Here is an 18,849-nt window from a genome sequence, read left to right on the forward strand (position 1 = left end):
GCCACCCTCCAACCCCGCCACGTTCAGCTCGGCGGCGAGGAGTTGAGAACGGCCATCCGCACAGGCAGTGTCCAGGAGGCTCAGCGCCTTCTCACTGGTCATCGCCGTGATACCGGAGCGGGACATACGTGCCCGGTCTGTCTCGGCGAGGCTCCCGGTCAGCTCGCTGGCCCGGGCCCACAGTCCCCAGGCCACGGACACCCCGGGCAGGCCCATGGCTTGCCGGTGGGCGGCCAGGGCATCACAGAAGGCGTTGGCCGCGGCGTAGTTGGACTGGCCCGGGCTTCCGAGCACTCCCGCCGCGGACGAGAACATCACGAACATGCCCAGCGGCAGATCCGCCGTGGCGGCATGCAGATGAGTCGCGGCGGTAGCCTTCACCGCCCACACCCGGGCCAACCGCTCCGGCGTCTGTGAGGTGATGACCGCGTCGTCGAGCAGCCCCGCGGCATGGACGATCCCCGTCAGCGGATGCTCCGGATCGACCCCGGCCACCAGCTCCGCCACCGCGCCCGCATCCGTGACGTCCACCGCGACGATGCGCACCCGTGCACCCAGTTCCTCCAACCGGGCAGTCAACTCCCCCGCACCCGTCGCCTCCGGGCCACGACGGCTCGCCAACACCAGATGCCGAACCTGCCACGAACGCACCAGATGCTCGGCCACAAGACCGCCCAGGGTGCCGGTGCCCCCCGTGATGAGCACCGTGCCGTCCGGATCGATCCCCGCGGACACGCGCTGTCGCGCATCGTCGTCGACGGTGGCGCGGACAAGGCGAGGTACCAGAGCCTCACCGTCCCTGACCGCGAGTTGTGTCTCATCCCGCTCGACCGCGCGGCCGACGGCGCTCCGCACACTCTCATCCGCCAGATCGGCCCCAGGGGCGAGGTCGAGCAGGACGAAGCGTTCCGGGTGCTCCAACTGTGCGCTGCGAACCAGACCCCACAGCGCGGCGGCCACCACATCAACGCCGGTTGTCGCTGGGGCATCTGCCGCGACAGCACCTCGTGTCACCAGCACCAACCGGGCGTCGGCACAACGCGGTTCGGCCAGCCAGCCCTGAATCAGACCCAACGCCCGTTCCACCAACGCGAGGCCCTCATCCGCCATCACGTCCTCGTCGCCAGGGCGCTTCAGGTCAGCGAACACCACTGACGGGACGGCTTCGTCGCCATCGAGTGCCGCGACAATCGTGTCCAGGTCCGGATACGGCCCTTCGGTGTCCAGTACCGTCCAGTCGCTCACCGGCTCCGCGGCCCCGGAGGCCCGTGGCAAGGGACTCCATTCCAGCGCGAAGAGGCCATCGCCGCCGGGCCTTCCCGCGGCCCGGAGCCGGTCGATCGAGGCCGGGCGCGTCACCAGCGAGTCGACCGTCAGAACCGGATCGCCCATGGCGTCGGCCACGACCATCCGCAGCCTCCGTTCGCCCTCCGCGTCCTGCCGCTGAGGGGACAGCCGCACCCTGACGGTGGTCGCTCCGGCGGCCCACAGGGACACGCCGTTCCATGCGAACGGCAGCCACACCTGGCCACCGTCCCGCTGCCGCGCGGTTTCGGCGATGAGCAGGCCCGGATGCAGTGCGGCGTCCAGCAGCGCGGGATGGATACCGAATCCGTCCGGGTCGCCCGCGTCCTCGGGCAGTGCCACCTCGGCCAGGACGTCCGTGCCGTCACGCCACACCGCGCGCAGTCCCTGGAACGAGGGCCCGTACGCGTACCCCGATGCCGCGGCGCGTTCGTAGAAACCCTCCAGATCAACGGGGGTCGCGCCTGCCGGGGGCCAGACACCGCCAAGGCCCTCCGCCGGGCCAGTATGGTCCGGGGGTGGGCTCAGTACGCCGTCGGCATGGCACACCCAGGTCCCGGCGCCATCGGGACGGGAGTACACCCGCACCTCACGCCGTCCGCCGTCGGCGGCCTCGCCCACGACTATCTGGACGCGGAGGCCGCCCGACTCGGGCAGCACCAGGGGCACCTGAAGCGCCAACTCCTCGATTTCCCCGCAGCCGACCTCGTCGGCCGCTCGGAGCACCCACTCCACCAGAGCCGCTCCCGGGACCAGTGCGGCGCCCGCCACCACATGTTCGCTGAGCCAGCCGTCCCCACCACCTGGGGCGATACGGCCGGTGAGCAGATGTGTACTGCCGTCGGCCAGTTCCACGGTGGCGCCCAGCAGCGAGTGATCGGCGGAGTCCAGCCCGAGGTCGCCGAGGTCGCCGAAACCGCCCGAAGCCGCCATCCAGAAGCGCTGGTGCTGGAAGGCGTAGGTGGGCAGATCGACGGTCCGGGGGCGGGGCTCTGCTGGGAACAGTGCCGTCCAGTCCACCTCCACCCCAGCGGTGAACGCCAACGCCAACGACTGCACCAACTGCCGCTGACCACCCTCGCCACGGCGCAACGTCGGCACCGTCACCGCCGCAACATCCACCGCCTCAAACGTCTCCTGCATCCCCACCGTCAACACCGGATGCGTACTCACCTCGATAAACACCCGATGACCATCGGCCAACAGCGCATCGACCGTGTCACTGAACCGCACCCGATCCCGCAGATTCCGCACCCAATACGCCGTGTCCAACAAGGACGTGTCGACCCGGCCGCCCGTCACCGTCGAGTAGAACGCCACCTCCGAGACCGCGACCGGCTGAATGCCGTCCAGGACATGCATCAGCTCATCGTGGATCTCATCCACCTGCGGACCGTGCGAGGCATAATCCACCTCGATCAACCGCGCCCGCTCACCGTTCTCCTCACATGCCGCCACCACAGCCGCCACCTGCTCCGGCGAACCCGACACCACCGTAGAGGCAGGCCCGTTGACCGCCGCCACACCCACACCCACAGCCCGCTCCCCCAACCGGGACAGCACCTGACCGACACGCTCCTGACCGACACCCAGCGAGGCCATCGCCCCGCCACCGGCCAGCCTCCGCAACGCCTGGCTCCGCAACGCCACAATCCTCGCGCCATCCTCCAACGACAACGCACCCGCCACCACCGCAGCCGCAATCTCACCCTGCGAATGACCCACCACCGCAGCAGGCCGCACCCCATACCCCGCCCACACCGCCGCCAACGACACCATCACCGCCCACAACACCGGCTGCACCACATCCACACGACTCAGATCAGCGGAACCTACATCGCCCCGCAGCACCTCCGTCAACGACCAATCCACAAATGGCGCAAGAGCACGCTCACACTCCGCCACCCGCCCCGCAAACACCGAAGAAACATCCAACAACCCCGCACCCATCCCCACCCACTGCGAACCCTGACCCGGAAACACCAACACCGGACCCACACCACCCACCACGCCACCAACACCAGAACACACCACCCCCGCATCCACCCCACCCACCGCAAGAGCCCCCACACCCCCCACCAACCCAGCCCAATCCTCCCCCACCACCACCGCACGATGCTCAAACACCGAACGCCCCGCAACCAACGACCAACCCACATCCACCGGCATCAACTCAGCATCACCCGACACCCAACCCGCCAACGCCACCGCCTGCCCCCGCAACGCCTCCACACTCCGCCCCGACACCACCCACGGAACCACCCCACCAACACACACCCCACCCCCCGCAACACACTCCTCCACCCCATCCCCAGCAGGAGCCTCCTCCACAATCACATGCGCGTTCGTACCGGAAATACCGAACGCGGACACTCCCGCCCTACGCGGGCGTTCATCGCGCGGCCACGGCACCTCCTCGGTGAGCAGCCGCACCGCACCGCTCTTCCAGTCCGCGTGCGGTGTCGGCTCATCGACATGGAGGGTGGCGGGCAGCAGCCCATGGCGCAGCGCCATCACCATCTTGATGACACCCGCCACACCCGCCGCACCCTGCGTATGACCGATGTTCGACTTCAACGACCCCAGCCACAACGGCCGGCCCTCCGGCCGCTCCCGACCGTAGGTGGCGATCAGCGCGTCGGCCTCGATCGGATCGCCCAACGTGGTGCCCGTGCCATGTGCCTCCACGGCGTCCACCTCCGCTGAGGACAGCTGGGCGTTGATAAGCGCCTGCCGGATGACGCGCTGCTGCGAGGGTCCGTTCGGGGCGGTCAGTCCGTTGCTCGCGCCATCTTGGTTGATGGCCGAGCCACGGATGACGGCGAGCACCTGGTGACCGTTGCGCCGCGCGTCGGAAAGCCGCTCCAGCAGCAGCAGTCCGGCACCTTCCGAGAAGCCCGTGCCGTCCGCGCTCGCCGCGAAGGGCTTGCAGCGGCCGTCGGGTGCCAGTCCGCGCTGGCGGGAGAACTCCACGAAGGTGTTGGGGGTGGTCATGACGGTCACGCCGCCGGCCATGGCCAGGGTGCATTCGCCCTGGCGCAGCGCCTGGCAGGCCAGGTGCATGGCCACGAGGGACGACGAGCACGCGGTGTCCACCGTGACCGCGGGCCCTTCGAGGCCGAGGGTGAAGGCGACGCGGCCGGAGAGGACGCTGAGGGTGTTGCCGGTGAGGAGATAGCCTTCGGCGCTCTGCTCGATGTGCGGGGTGCCGAAGCCGAGGATTCCGGCGCCCGCGTAGACCCCGGTGGGGGTGCCTTTCAGCGTGCGGGGGTCGATACCAGCGCGTTCGAGCAGTTCCCAGCAGACTTCGAGGAGTTGGCGCTGCTGTGGTTCGGCCGCGAGGGCTTCCCGTGGGCTGATGCCGAAGAAGGTGGCGTCGAAGCCGTCGGCGTGGTCGAGGAATCCACCACGGCGGACATAGCTGGTGCCGGGGTGGTCGGGGTCGGGATGGTGGATGCCGTCCAGGTCCCAGCCCCGGTCGGCGGGGAAGTCGCCGATGGCGTCGCCCCGCGAGGCGACCAGCCGCCACAGGTCCTCGGGCGAGGCGATCCCGCCCGGGAAGCGGCAGGCCATGCTCACGATGGCCACCGGTTCCTGGGCCCGCTCCTCCACCTCGCGCAGCCGCTGCCGTGTCTGCCCCAGGTCGGCGGTCACACGCTTGAGGTACTGGCGGAGCTTCTCTTCCGTACCCGACATCAGTTCCGCTCCTCCATCAGGGCAGTTCTCGGTCAATGAGCTCGAACATCTCGTCGTCCGACGCGGACTCCAGGCCGCTGAATTCGGTTATGGCGGCGGGGTCGGTGGCACCGCCGTGCCACTTCGCCAGAAGCCCGCTGAGCCGTTTGGTGATCCGCTGGCGGCCTTCGTCGTCGGTGACCAGGGCGGCGAGGGTGGTGTCCAGCCGGGCCAGCTCATTGAGGACCGGGTCCACGCCGTCCCGGCCGTCGGTGGTGCCTTCGCCGGGTGTCAGCCGTTCCAGGAGGTGTTCGGCGAGCGCGGCGGCTTCGGGGTAGTCGAAGACCATGGCGGCGGGCAGCCGGAGTCCGGTGGCGGCGGCCAGCCGGTTGCGCAGCTCGACGGCGGTCAGCGAGTCGAAGCCGAGTTCCTTGAAGCTGGTGTCCGCCTGGACCGCGTCCACATCGGTGTGTCCCAGCACGGTGGCCGCGTGGCCGCGGACCAGGTTGAGCACTTGGCGGTGGCGTTCGGTCGCCGACAGCCCGGCCAGCCGTGCGGCCCAGTCGACCTGCTGGCCGCCGTCGCCGGGAGCCGCCGTGCGCCGGCCGGTGCCGCCCGCACCGCTTGTGGCGGCCAGGGCGCGCAGGGTGGCGGGGACGGTGTCGGGAGGCAGTCCGCTCAGGGTCCGGGTGTCCACGTCGGCGGCGACAAGGTGGTCGGCACCGTGCCGCACCGCGGCGTCGAGCAGAGTGAGGCCGTGCTGTGCGGTCAGGGCGCGGATTCCGGTGCGGGCCATCCGGGCGAGGTCGGCCTCGGCGAGGTGGCCGGTCATTCCGCTGACTTCGGCCCACAGCCCCCACGCCACCGATACCCCGGGCAGTCCGGCTGCCCTGCGGTGGGCGGCCAGGGCGTCGCAGAAGGCGTTGGCCGCGGCGTAGTTGGCCTGCCCGGGACTGCCCATCACCCCGGCCGCGGACGAGAACATCACGAACATACCCAGCCGCAGATGCGCCGTCGCGGCGTGCAGATGGGTGGCCGCCGTGGCCTTGGCCGCCCACACCCGCGCCAGCCGCTCGGGGGTCTGTGAGGTGACCACCGCGTCGTCGAGCAGTCCGGTGGCGTGGATGACCCCGGTGAGCGGATGTACGGGATCGATCCCCGCCACCAGCTCCGCCACCGCCGTTGCATCGGTGACGTCGGCGGCGACGATCCGTACCCGCGCGCCGAGTTCGGTGAGCCGTGCGGCCAGTTCGGACGCTCCGGGGGCCTCCGGGCCACGCCTGCTGACCAGCACCAGATGGCCAGTGTGCCAGGTGCGTACGAGGTGTTCGGCGACATGGCCGCCGAGGGTGCCGGTGCCGCCGGTGATGAGCACGGTGCCGTCCGGGTCGACGGCCGCGGGTACGTCCAGCACCAGCTTGCCGGTGTGGCGGGCCTGGCTGAGCTGCCTCAGGGCGTCGCGTGCCCGGCTCAGCGGCCGGGCCGTCACGGGTGCGGGCCGCAGCTCACCGGTGGCGAACAGCGCGCTCAACTCCCGCAACATCTCCCCGATGCGGTCCGGTCCGGCGTCGGGCACCAGGTCGAAGGCGCGGTAGCGCACCCCCGGGTGGGCGGTGGCGATGTCCTCGGGATCGCGGATATCGGTCTTGCCCATCTCGGAGAGCCGTCCGCCGTCGCTCAGCAGCCGCAGCGAGGCGTCCACGAACGGTCCGGCGAGGCTGTTCAGCACCACGTCCACACCGCGTCCGCCGGTGGCTTCGCGCAGTTCCTCCTCGAAGCCGAGTTCGCGGGAGGAGGCGCGGTGGACGCGGTCGATGCCCATCTCCTCGAGCACCGTGTGTTTGCCGGGCCCGGCCGTGGCGTAGATCTCGGCGCCGAGGTGGCGGGCGATCTGCACGGCGGCCATGCCGACACCGCCGGTCGCGGCGTGGATGAGCACCGATTCGCCCGATGTCAGCCCCGCCAGGTCCACCAGGCCGTACCAGGCGGTGAGGAACACCACAGGAACGGCGGCGGCCTGCTGGTAGCTCCAGCCGTCCGGGACCGGCACCACCATCCGGGCGTCCGCCACCGCGTACGGGCCGAACGCGCCCTCGAACAGGCCCATGACCCGGTCCCCGGGCTCGAGCCCGGTCACCTCGGCGCCCACGTCCAGGACCACTCCGGCGCCTTCGCTGCCCCGGAACACCCCGCCGCCGGGGTACATGCCCACGACGATGAGGGCGTCCCGGAAGTTGAGGCCCGCGGCGCGCACGGCGATACGGACCTCGCCGGGGCCCAGGGGTTCCAGGACCTCGGGGCAGGGCACCGGTGTCACGTTCTCCACGGTGGCGGCGCCCCGCACCGCCAGCCGCCATGCCCGCTCCCCCACGGGGGCGACCAGGCCACCGCTGCCGGGGCCACCGGCGCGTACCAGCCGGGGCGCCCGGACGCGGCCGGCCCGAACCGCCACCTGTGGTTCGTCCAGCCCGGCGGCGCGCAGCACTCCGTCCACCACAAGGGCGGCGATTCCGCCCGGATCGATCCCCGCACGGGGGTCGAGGTCGAGCAGGATCAACCGGTCGGGGTTCTCCGACTGCGCGCTGCGCAGCAGCCCCCATACGGCGGCACCCGCCGGGTCCGCGGCCTGGTCACCGGGGTCCTCGCCGGGGGTGTCACCGGCGGGTACGGCGCCGCGGGTCACCACCACCAGACGGGCTCCGGCCAGCCGGGGTTCGGCCAGCCAGCCCTGCACCAGACGCAGGGTGTCCTGGGCGGTGGCGAGGGCGTGGGCCTCGTCCACCTCCGGCCGTGCCCCCGCGGCCGGAACACCGGTCAGGACCACGGCGGGTACCGGGGCGTCGGCGTCGAGCGCCGCGATCAAAGCCTCCAGGCCGGAGTGGCGCACCAGGTCGGCGGTGTGCCAGTCGGTGTCCTCGGGACCGAGCACCACCCAGGTGCCGTCGCCGGTGCCCGGTGCGGGCAGCGCGGTGCCGGTGCCCGGGGCGGGTGTGGGCAGGGGGATCCAGTCGAGGGTGAACAGACCGTCGGTGCCGGAGCGGCCCGCGGTCCGCAGCTGGTCGGGACGGGCGGGCCGCAGCTCCAGCACGTCGACGGTGAGGACGGGGTCGCCCACGGCGTCGGCCACGGTCACGTGCAGTGCGTGCCGGGTGTCGGTGTCCTGTGCGCGGGGCGACAGCCGGACACGTACGGTGGTCGCGCCGGACGCCCACAGGGTCACTCCGTTCCAGGCGAACGGCAGCCACAGTGAGTCGCCGTCGGCGGTCTTCCCGGGCGGCTCGACGAGCAGGGCGGCCGGGTGCAGTACGGCGTCCAGCAGCGCCGGGTGGATACCGAATCCCCGCTGATCCCCGGCGGCTTCGGGAAGTGTCACTTCGGCGAGGACGTCGGTGCCGTCCCGCCAGAGCTTCCGTACGCCGCGGAAGGCGGGACCGTATCCGTATCCGGTGGCCGCGGCACGTTCGTAGAGCGCGTCCGCGTCGACGGGTTCGGCGCCCTCGGGAGGCCATGTGCCGATGGCGGGCGGGGTGTCCGCCGCGCCGTCGCGGGGCGGGCCGAGCACCCCGGTCGCGTGGCACACCCAGGGGGTGTCGTCGGTGTTGTGGTCCGGCCGGGTGTACACGCGTACGTCGCGCCGGCCGTCGTCGGTGGCGTCGCCCACGACGACCTGGACCCGCAGCCCGCCCGTGTCCGGCAGGACCAACGGCACCTGCGAGGTCAGTTCCTCCACCGCGCCGCAGCCCGACTGGTCGGCGGCCCGGAGCGCCCATTCGACCTGTGCGGCGCCGGGGACGAGCACGGTGCCCGCCACCGTGTGGTCGGCGAGCCAGCCCTCGCCGCCACCGGCCGCGAGCCGGCCGGTGAGGAGATGGCTGCTGCCGTCGGCGACCTCCAGGGCCGCGCCCAGCAGCGGGTGTTCGGCGGAGTCGAGGCCGAGGTCGGCGGGGTCGCCGCCACGGCCGCCGGTGTCCTCCAGCCAGTAGTGGTTGCGCTGGAAGGCATAGGTGGGGAGGGCGACCGTGCGCGGCGCCGGGTCCGAGGGGAACAGCCCGGTCCAGTCGACCTCGATTCCGGCGGTGAACGCCTGGGCGACCGACCGCAGCAGCTGGGCCAGATCGCCATGGTCGCGGCGGAGTGTGGGCACCGTGACGGCCTCGATCGCGGTGTCCTCGAAGGTCTCCTGCATCCCCACCGTCAGCACGGGGTGGGTGCTGGCCTCGATGAACACCCGGTGGCCATCGGTCAGCAGCGCTTCGACGGCATCGGCGAACCGCACCTGTTGCCGCAGATTGCGCACCCAGTACGCGGTGTCCAGAACGGTGGTGTCGGTCCTGCCCCGGGTCACGGTCGAGTAGAACGCCACCTCGTCCGGGGGCACCGCGACCGGTTCGATGCCGGCCAGCACCGTGGTGAGTTCATCGGTGATCTGGTCCACCTGGGGGCTGTGGGAGGCGTAGTCCACCTCGATCATCCGGGCCCGCTCGCCGGATTCCCGGCACGCTGCCGCGGCCGCGGCCACCTGGGCGGGAGGTCCGGACACCACGGTGGACGCCGGTCCGTTGATCGCGGCCACGACCACCGAGGCGCCACGGTCGCCGAGTCGGTCCAGCAGTGCGACCGCCTGCTCCTCGCCGATGCCGAGGGAGGCCATCGCACCGCCACCGGCCAGTCGGCGCAGCGCCTGGCTGCGCAGGGCCACGATCCGGGCGCCGTCGTCCAGGGACAGCGCCCCGGCCACGCAGGCGGCGGCGATCTCGCCCTGGCTGTGGCCGACGACCGCGGCGGGCCTGACGCCGTAGCCCTCCCAGACGGCGGCGAGGGACACCATGACCGCCCACAGCACGGGTTGCACCACGTCCACCCGGCTGAGGTCGGCGACGCCCTCGGTGCCGCGGAGGACATCGGTGAGCGACCAGTCGACGTACGGTGCCAAGGCTCGTTCACAGGCGGCCGCGCGCTCCGCGAACACCGGTGAGACATCCATCATCCCCGCGCCCATGCCGATCCACTGGGAGCCCTGGCCGGGGAAGACCAGCACCGGGCCCTTGCCGCCATGGGTGGCGGCGGTGCCCGAGTGGACCACGCCCGGATGGGTTTCGTCGGCTGCCAATGCCCTTACGGCCGCCAGTAGTTCGGCGCGGTCCTCGCCGACCACCACGGCACGGTGGTCGAAAAGGGTGCGGGTGGTCAGCAGCGACCAGCCGATCTCGTCGGGTGACGGAGCATCTTCGGCGGTCAGCCGCTCGGCCAGAGCCCTTGCCTGGTCACGGAGGGCGGTGGCGCCGCGCGCGGAGAGCACCCACGGCACCACGCCGGTGGCGGGCACGGCCGGTGCGGAACCGTCGTCCAGCGCTTCGGGCGCCTGCTCGAGGATCACATGGGCGTTGGTGCCGCTGATGCCGAAGGAGGACACACCGGCGCGGCGGGGCCGCTCGGCACCGGGCCATGCGACGGCTTCGGTGAGCAGCCGCACCGCGCCGTCGTCCCAGGCGACATGGTGGCTGGGCGAGTCGATGTGCAGGGACGGAGGCAGCAGGCCGTGGCGCATCGCCATCACCATCTTGATGACACCCGCCACCCCGGCGGCGGCCTGGGTGTGGCCGATGTTCGACTTCACCGACCCCAGCCACAGCGGTCGGCCGTCGGGGCGTTCCTGACCGTAGGTGGCCAGCAGCGCCTGGGCCTCGATCGGGTCGCCCAGGGTGGTGCCGGTGCCGTGCGCCTCCACCACGTCGACGTCGGACGGAGCGAGGCGCGCGGTGGCCAGCGCGGCGCGGATCACCCGTTGCTGCGAGGGTCCGTTGGGGGCGGTGAGCCCGTTGGAGGCGCCGTCCTGGTTGACGGCGGAGCCACGGATCACGGCCAGCACCTGACGTCCGTTGCGCCGGGCGTCCGAGAGGCGTTCGAGGAGGAGCAGGCCGATGCCCTCGCCCCAGCCGGTGCCGTCGGCCGCCGCCGCGAACGGCTTGCAGCGGCCGTCGGCGGCCAGCCCGCGCTGCCGCGAGAACTCGACGAAGGTGTTGGGGGTGGCCATCACCGTCACACCACCGGCCAGGGCCAGGGTGCATTCGCCCTGCCGCAGTGCCTGGGCGGCCAGATGCATCGCCACCAGCGACGACGAACACGCGGTGTCCACCGTCACCGCGGGCCCCTCCAGACCTAAGGTGAACGCCACGCGCCCCGAGGCGATGCTCGGTGTGCTGCCGGTCATCAGACGTCCCTCGACACCTTCCGGTGTCCGGCCCAGGAAACGGCTGCCGTAGTCGTCGTACATGACACCGGTGATCACCGCGCTCCGGCTGCCGCGCAGACCGACCGGGTCGATACCCGCGCTTTCGCATGCCTGCCAGGCGGTTTCCAGCAGCAGTCGCTGCTGGGGGTCGGTGGCCAGCGCCTCGCGCGGGCTGATACCGAAGAACTCGGCGTCGAACCTCGGGGCGTCGTACAGGAATCCGCCTTCGCGGGCATAGCTGGTGCCGGTGTGGTCGGGGTCCGGGTCGAACAGATCCACCAGGTCCCAGCCGCGGTCCGCGGGGAACTCCCCGATGGCGTCCACTCCTTCGGCCACCAGCCGCCACAGTTCCTCCGGCGAGCCGACGCCGCCCGGATAGCGGCAGGCCATACCGACGATCGCGATCGGATCGTCATCGGCCGCCACCGCCACGGCGGCCGGTACGCCGGGTGACGCGGCCGGGTCCGTGCCGAGAACCTGGTCGCGCAGGAAACGGACGAGGGCGTCGGGGCTCGGGTAGTCGAAGATGACGGTGGCCGGGATCCGGGTACCGGTGGCCGTGCCCAGGCGGTTGCGCAGATCGAGGGCGGTCAGCGAGTCGAAGCCGAGCTCCTGGAAGGCCCGGCCCGGTTCGATGTCCTCCGGGTTCGGATGGGCGAGAACGGTGGCGATCTGGTCGCGCACCAGCTCGGCGAGGGCCCGGTCCTGCTGCTCGGCGGAGAGCCCGGCCAGCCGCGCGGCCCAGGACCCCGCGCCGGTGTCCGCGACAGCCCGAGCCGGTGTGCGCACCAGACGCCGCAGTATGGGTGGCAGGGGTCCGGTGGCGGCCCGGGTGCGCAGCGCCACGGTGTTGAACCTGGCCGGTACGACGGTGGGGTGGGAGGTGGTCAGCGCCGTGTCGAGGAATGCCAGCGCCTGTTCGTCGGAGACCGGGGCGTTGCCGGAACGGGCGATCCTGGCGAGGTCGGTCTCGTCGAGGTGGCCGGTCATACCCCCGGCCGCGGTCAGCAGCCCCCAGGCCAGGGTGTGTGCCGTCCGGCCCTCGGCCCGGCGGTGTTCGGCGAGCGCGTTGAGGAACATATTGGCCGCGGCGTAGTTGGCCTGGCCACCGTTGCCCATGACGGAGGCGGCCGAGGAGAACATCACAAACGCGGCCGGGTCCCGGTCGCGGGTCAGCCGGTGCAGATGCCAGGCGGCATCCAGTTTGGGGGCGAGGACGGTGTCGAGCTGCTCGGGTGTCATCGCGGTGACCACGCCGTCGTCGAGCACCCCGGCGGCGTGGACGACGGCCGTCAGGGGGTGGTCGGCGGGGACGGTGGCGAGCAGCTCGGCCAGCGCGTGCGGATCGGCGGCATCGCAGGCCGCCACGCGTACCCGGGCGCCCCGCGCGGCCAGTTCACCGGTGAGGATGTCGATGTCGGGTGAGCCGCCGCCACTCCGGCTGACCAGCAGCAGGTGCCGTACGCCGTGTGCGGAGACCAGATGGCGGGCGACAAGCCGTCCCAGCGCACCGGTGCCACCGGTGATCAGGGCGGTGCCGTCCGGGTCGAGGGCGGGGAACGCGGCATCCTGGCCGGGGCGCACCGTGACCAGGCGTGGTACACGGACCTCCCCGGCCCGCAGGGCCAGTTCGGATTCGTCGGCGTGGGTGGCGGCCGGGAGCGCGGTGCGCAGGGCCTGGCGTGTTTGGGGGTGGTCGTCCAGGTCCAGGAGCAGGACGCGCCCGGGGTGTTCGGCCTGTGCGGTGCGGACCAGGCCCCACAGAGGCGCGGTGATCAGACCGGCGGGCGGGTCCTCGGGGCCGGTGGCCACGGCGCCGTGGGTGACCACGGCCAGCCGGGCGGATGCGAACCGCTCGTCGGTGAGCCAGGTGCGCAGGGTGGTGAGCAGCTGATGCGCGGCGGCCCGCACCTGTGCGGGGATGTCCTCGGGCTCGCTGTCGGTGTCCTGGGTGTGCTGTGTGCCGTGGCATACCACGACGACCAGATCGGGGACCGGTTGTCCGCCGTCGACGGCGGCGTTGAGCGCGGCCAGGTCGGGATGGGCGACGGTGTCCGGTCCGGTGGCCAGGCCCAGGGGATCCGGTCCGACGACCGCCCAGCGCTCGGCGGGTGACGGCTCGCCGGTGGCCTTGGGGCCGGGCTGCCAGTCCAGCCGGTACAGCGGGGTGTCGGCCGCAGCGGCTCGGGCCGAGCGCCAGTGGTCGGCGGAGATCTCACGGAGGCCGAGCGACGCGATGGTGGCCACGGTCGCGCCCTGTTCGTCGGTGAGCGTCAGGGTGACCGCGTCCGGAGCGGTCGGGGTGATGCGGACGCGCAGCCGGACCGCACCGGTGGCGTACAGCCGTACACCGCTGAAGGAGAACGGGAGCCGCACGGTGGGTGCCGTGGTGTCCTCCGGTTCCCGGCCGCCGTTGAAGAGCTCTTCGATGGGGTGCAGGGCGCTGTCGAGCAGGGCGGGGTGCAGTCCGTAGGTGTCGGCCTCGCCGCGGTGTCCGGCCGCGAGACGTACCTCGGCGAGCATCTCGTCGCCATGTGTCCATGCGGCGCGCAGTCCGCGGAAGGCCGGTCCGTAGGCGTAGCCCTGGTCGGCCAGCCGCTGGTAGAGGTCGGCCACATCGACGGGTACGGCCCCGGGCGGCGGCCATGCGGCCACCGGTGGTTCGGCCGCCGCGGCTGACGTGGTGGGCGTGAGGACGCCGGTGGCGTGGCGGACCCAGGCGGTTTCCCCCGCGTCGCTCTCCTCGCCCTCGGGCCGGGAGGACAGGGTGAGCGAACGCCTGCCGGAGGTGTCGGGGGCGGTGACCGCGAGCTGGATGCGCACCGCGCCCGCGGCGGGCAGCAGCAGCGGTGTCTCCAGTGTGAGGTCGTCGATGAGTTCGCAGCCGGTCCGGGCCCCGGCGAGCAGGGCGAGTTCGAGGACGGCCGTACCCGGCAGTGGCACGCGGTCCGCGATGGTGTGGTCGGTCAGCCAGGGGTGGGTGTGCGGGGACAGCCGCCCGGTGAGCAGCAGTCCGCCGTCGGGTGTCTCCACGGCGGCCTGGAGCAGTGGATGGTCGGTGGCGCCGAGGCCGACCGCGCGCATATCGGCGGTGGCGGTGGGCACGGGCCGCCAGTAGCGCTGCCGCTGGAACCGGTAGGTGGGGAGGTCGACATGGTTCGCCGGGTCAGGAAGGGCGGCGGCGAAGTCGGCGGTGGCGCCGTCGAGGTGCAGGGCGGTCAGCGCGGCCAGCAGGGTGCGCGGTTCGTCGCCGCCCTCGCGCAGGGCGGTGGCGAACACGGGCGCGGTATCCGATGGGGCATCCTCGCCGCTCGGATCGTCCTGCGCCATGGTGGTGAGGACGGCGTCCGGCCCGAGCTCGAGGTAGCGGGTGGTGCCCTCGGCGTGCAGGGTGCGCAGACCGTCGTGGAAGCGTACGGGCTGCCGGACGTGGCGTACCCAGTACTCGGGATCGCACAGCTGACCGGCGGTGGCCGGTTCCCCGGTGAGGTTGGAGATCACCGGGATCCGTGGTGGATGGTAGGTGAGTCCGCGGGCCACGGCCCGGAAGTCGTCGAGCATGGGATCCAGCAGCGGGGAGTGGAAGGCGTGGCTGACCCGCAGCCGCTTGGTCCGGTGTCCCTGTTCCTTGAGGGTGCGGACGATGTCCTCGACGGCTTCGGTGTCCCCGGACACCACTACGGCGGTGGGGCCGTTGACGGCGGCCAGCGCGATCCGGTCCGCACGGCCCGCGAGCAGGGGCAGGATGTGGTTCTCGGTGGTCTCGACGGCGGCCATGGCGCCACCGGCCGGGAGCGCCTGCATCAGCCGTCCCCGGGCGGCCACGAGCGTGCAGGCGTCCGGCAGCGAGAGCACACCCCCCACATGGGCGGCCACCAGTTCCCCGACGGAGTGTCCGGTGAGGAAGTCGGGGACCACGCCGAAGGACTCGACGAGCCGGAAGAGGGCGGTTTCCAGGGCGAAGAGGGCCGCCTGTGTCACCGCGGTGCCGTGCAGCGCCCGTGCTTCGCCGGAGCCCTCGGCGGCGAACACCAGGTCGCGCAGTGAGCGTCCGAGCAGGGGGTCCGTATGGGCGCAGACGTCGTCGAAGGCGGTGGCGAAGACCTGGTAGGTCCGGTACAGCTCACGGCCCATACCGGGCCGCTGGCTGCCCTGTCCGGTGAACATGAAGGCGGTGCCACCGGAGCGGGTGGGGGCGGTGGCCCGGACCAGCGCGGGGTGGTCGTCGCCTTCGGCCAGGGCCCGTACCGCCGCGAGCAGTTCCGCACGGCTCCCGGCCACTGCCACGGCCCGGTGTTCAAAGGCGGAGCGGGTCCGGGCGAGCGACCAGGCGACATCGGTCTCGGACTGCCGCGGATGGACGGTCAGATGGGCGGCGAGTGCTCGGGCCTGGGCGCGCAGCGCCTGGTCACCGCGTCCGGACAGGGTCCAGGGGACGAGGGCGCCGTCCGACGGCCGGGCGGACTCGGCCGGTACGGACGCGGCGGGTGGCTGCTCGAGCAGCAGATGGGCGTTGGTGCCGGAGATGCCGAAGGAGGACACGGCGGCGCGGCGCGGCCGGTCACCGCCCCGCCAGTCGACGGATTCGGTGAGCAGACGTACGGCACCGGCGTCCCAGTTCACATGTGGGGTGGGCCGGGTGAGGTGCACGGTGGCGGGAAGTGTCCCGTGCCGCATCGCCATGACCATCTTGATGACACCGGCCACACCCGCCGCGCCCTGGCTGTGTCCGATGTTCGACTTGACCGACCCCAGCCACAGGGGACGGCCGTCGGGGCGTTCCTGGCCGTAGGTGGCCAGCAGCGCCTGGGCCTCGATCGGGTCGCCCAGGGTGGTGCCGGTACCGTGCGCCTCGACCACGTCCACCTCGGCCGGGGACAGTCGGGCGTTCGCCAACGCCTGGGTGATGACGCGCTGTTGGGAGGGACCGTTGGGCGCGGTGAGGCCGTTGGACGCACCGTCCTGGTTGATGGCCGAACCCCGGATGACCGCCAGGACCCGGTGGCCGTTGCGCCGGGCGTCCGAAAGCCGCTCCAGCAGCACCAGACCGACGCCCTCGGAGAAGGCGGTGCCGTCCGCCTCCTCGGAGAACGCCTTGCAGCGGCCGTCGGGTGCCAGACCGCGCTGCCGGGAGAACTCGGTGAACACGTTCGGGATGGCCATCACCGTGACACCACCCGCGAGCGCCAGACCGCATTCGCCCTGGCGCAGCGCCTGGCAGGCCAGATGCATCGCGACCAGCGACGACGAACACGCCGTGTCCACCGTCACGGCCGGTCCCTCGAGACCGAGGGTGTACGCCACCCGGCCGGACAGCACACTGGGGGCATTGCCGGTGACCAGATAGCCTTCGGCGTTCTTCTCGATGTGCGGGGTGCCGAAACCCGGGAGGGCGGTGCCCGCGTAGACACCGGTCGAACTGCCCTTGAGCGAGGCGGGGTCGATCCCGGCGCGTTCGAGGACTTCCCAGGACACCTCCAGCAGCAGCCGCTGCTGGGGGTCGATGGCCAGCGCCTCACGCGGGCTGATCCCGAAGAACCCGGGGTCGAAGCGATCGGCGTCGTAGAGGAAACCGCCTTCCCGGGCATGGCTGGTGCCGGGGTGGTCGGGGTCCGGATGGAAGAGCCCTTCCAGGTCCCAGCCACGGTCGGTGGGGAACGCGCCCATCGCGTGTTCACCGGAGGCGACGAGCCGCCACAGCTCCTCGGGCGTGGTCACGCCCCCCGGATAGCGGCAGGCCATGCTGACCACGGCCACCGGTTCCTGCGCACGGTCCTCCATCTCCCGCAGCCGTCGGCGGGTTTCGTGCAGATCACCGGCGACTCGCCGCAGATAGTCGACCAGCTTCTCGTCATGAGCATGAGCCACAGAGGGTCACCCGGCCTTCAGCGAAGAGGCGTGCCACGTTGTTCATGACAGGCCAAGCTCGGTGTCGATGAATTCAAGAACCTGATCGGCGGTCGCGACCTGGAGCCGTTCCACGGCGTTGTCTTCGTCGGGCGGCGTGCACATCGCCTTCCACTTCGACAGCAGGCTCTCCAGCCGTGCCGTCACCACGCCGGAGTCCATGTCCTCCACGACCACGGCGGACAGGCTGTTCTCCACTCTGGCCAGCTCGTTGAGGAGGGGATGGGGTGCGTCGGGGCCGGGAGCCACCACGGTGTTGTCCCCCGGTGCCAGCTGCTGTCGCAGATGGTCGGCCAGGACGGCCGCCTCCGGATGGTCGAAGACCAGGGCCGCCGGCAGCCGCAGTCCGGTGGCGGCGGCCAGCCGGTTGCGCAGTTCGACGGCGGTCAGCGAGTCGAATCCGAGGTCCTTGAACGACGCGTCCGCGTGAACGACGGAGGCATCGGCGTGGCCCAGGACGGTGGCGGCCTGGGTGCGGACGAGGTTGAGCAGCAGCCGGTGCTGTTCGGAGGACGGCAGCCCGCTGAGCCGGCCGGCCCAGTCGGTGGGCTGAGCCCCGGCAGTGGCGGTCGGCCTGACGCGTCCGCCGCCGCCCGTGGCCGCGAGGGCGCGCAGGGGTGTGGGCAAGGAGGTGACGGCCTGGGCGGCCAGTGCCCTGGTGTCCAGGTTGAGCGCCAGCAGATGGGGGTGGCCGTGGCGGCAGGCGGCGTCCAGCAGGGCCAGGCCCTCTTCGGCGCTGTTGGCTTTGATGCCGAGGCGGCCGATGCGGGCCAGGTCGGTGTCGGCCAGCCGCGCCGTGAGACCGCTGGTGTCCGCCCACAGCCCCCATGCCACGGACAGGCCCGGCAGGCCCGCGGCTTGGCGGTGGGCGGCCAGTGCGTCGCAGAAGGCGTTGGCCGCCGCGTAGTTGGCCTGGCCCGGGGTGCCCAGATCGGAGGCGAAGGAGGAGAACATCACGAACATCCCCAGCCGCAGCCGCGCCGTGGCCTCATGCAGCCGGGCGGCGGCCCCGGCCTTGGCGGCCCAGGCCCGTGCCAGCCGCCGCGGGTTCTGGGACGGCAGCATGGCGTCGTCCACGACGCCCGCGGCATGGATCACGCCCGTCAGCGGATGCGCCGGGTCGATGTCCGCGATGAGTCCCTGTACCGCGGCGGGATCGGTGATGTCCACTGCCTCGACACGTACCGCGGCGCCCAGGTCGGTGAGGCGCAGCGCCAACTCCCGTGCGCCCGGGGCTTCGAGGCCGCTCCGGCTCACCAGCAGCAGATGCCGGATGTGCCGGGTGCGGACGAGATGCTCGGCCACATGCCCGCCCAGGGTGCCGGTGCCACCGGTGATGAGGACGGTGCCGTCCGGGTCTACCGGCGCGGGAACGTCCAGCACCAGTTTGCCGGTGTGCTTGGCCTGGCTCAGATACCGCAACGCCTCTCGGGCCCGGCTCAACGGCCATGACCGCACCGGAAGCGGCTCCAGCACCCCGGCCTCGAACAACCGGCCCAACTCAGCCAGCATCCGGCCGATGAGCTCCGGTCCGGCGTCCGCGATCAGGTCGTAGGGGTGATACCGCACATCGGGGTGATCGTGCTCCGGGTCGCGGATGTCGGTCTTGCCCATCTCCAGGAACCGTCCGCCGTCGGCCAGCAGGCGCAGTGAGGCGTCGATGAACTCCCCGGCCAGGCTGTTGAGCACCACATCCACACCACGGCCACCAGTCGCCTCCCGCACACTGA

3 protein-coding genes are annotated in these 18,849 nt (G+C 72.0%); all 3 read right to left on the reverse strand.

Annotated features, from left to right (window positions below):
* On the reverse strand, positions 1 to 5,001 hold a 5,001-nt coding region (locus tag JK363_RS40225; RefSeq protein ID WP_201883294.1), incomplete at its 3' end, for a type I polyketide synthase.
* Positions 5,002 to 5,017: 16 nt separating this feature from the next.
* Positions 5,018 to 17,080: a type I polyketide synthase gene (locus tag JK363_RS40230; RefSeq protein ID WP_201883295.1), complete on the reverse strand. Its 12,063-nt coding sequence runs from the start codon at positions 17,078 to 17,080 to the stop codon at positions 5,018 to 5,020.
* A gap of 42 nt (positions 17,081 to 17,122) precedes the next feature.
* On the reverse strand, positions 17,123 to 18,849 hold a 1,727-nt coding region (locus tag JK363_RS40235; RefSeq protein WP_201883296.1), incomplete at its 5' end, for an SDR family NAD(P)-dependent oxidoreductase.

Source organism: Streptomyces coffeae (genome assembly GCF_016741875.1).
Lineage (GTDB): Bacteria > Actinomycetota > Actinomycetes > Streptomycetales > Streptomycetaceae > Streptomyces > Streptomyces coffeae.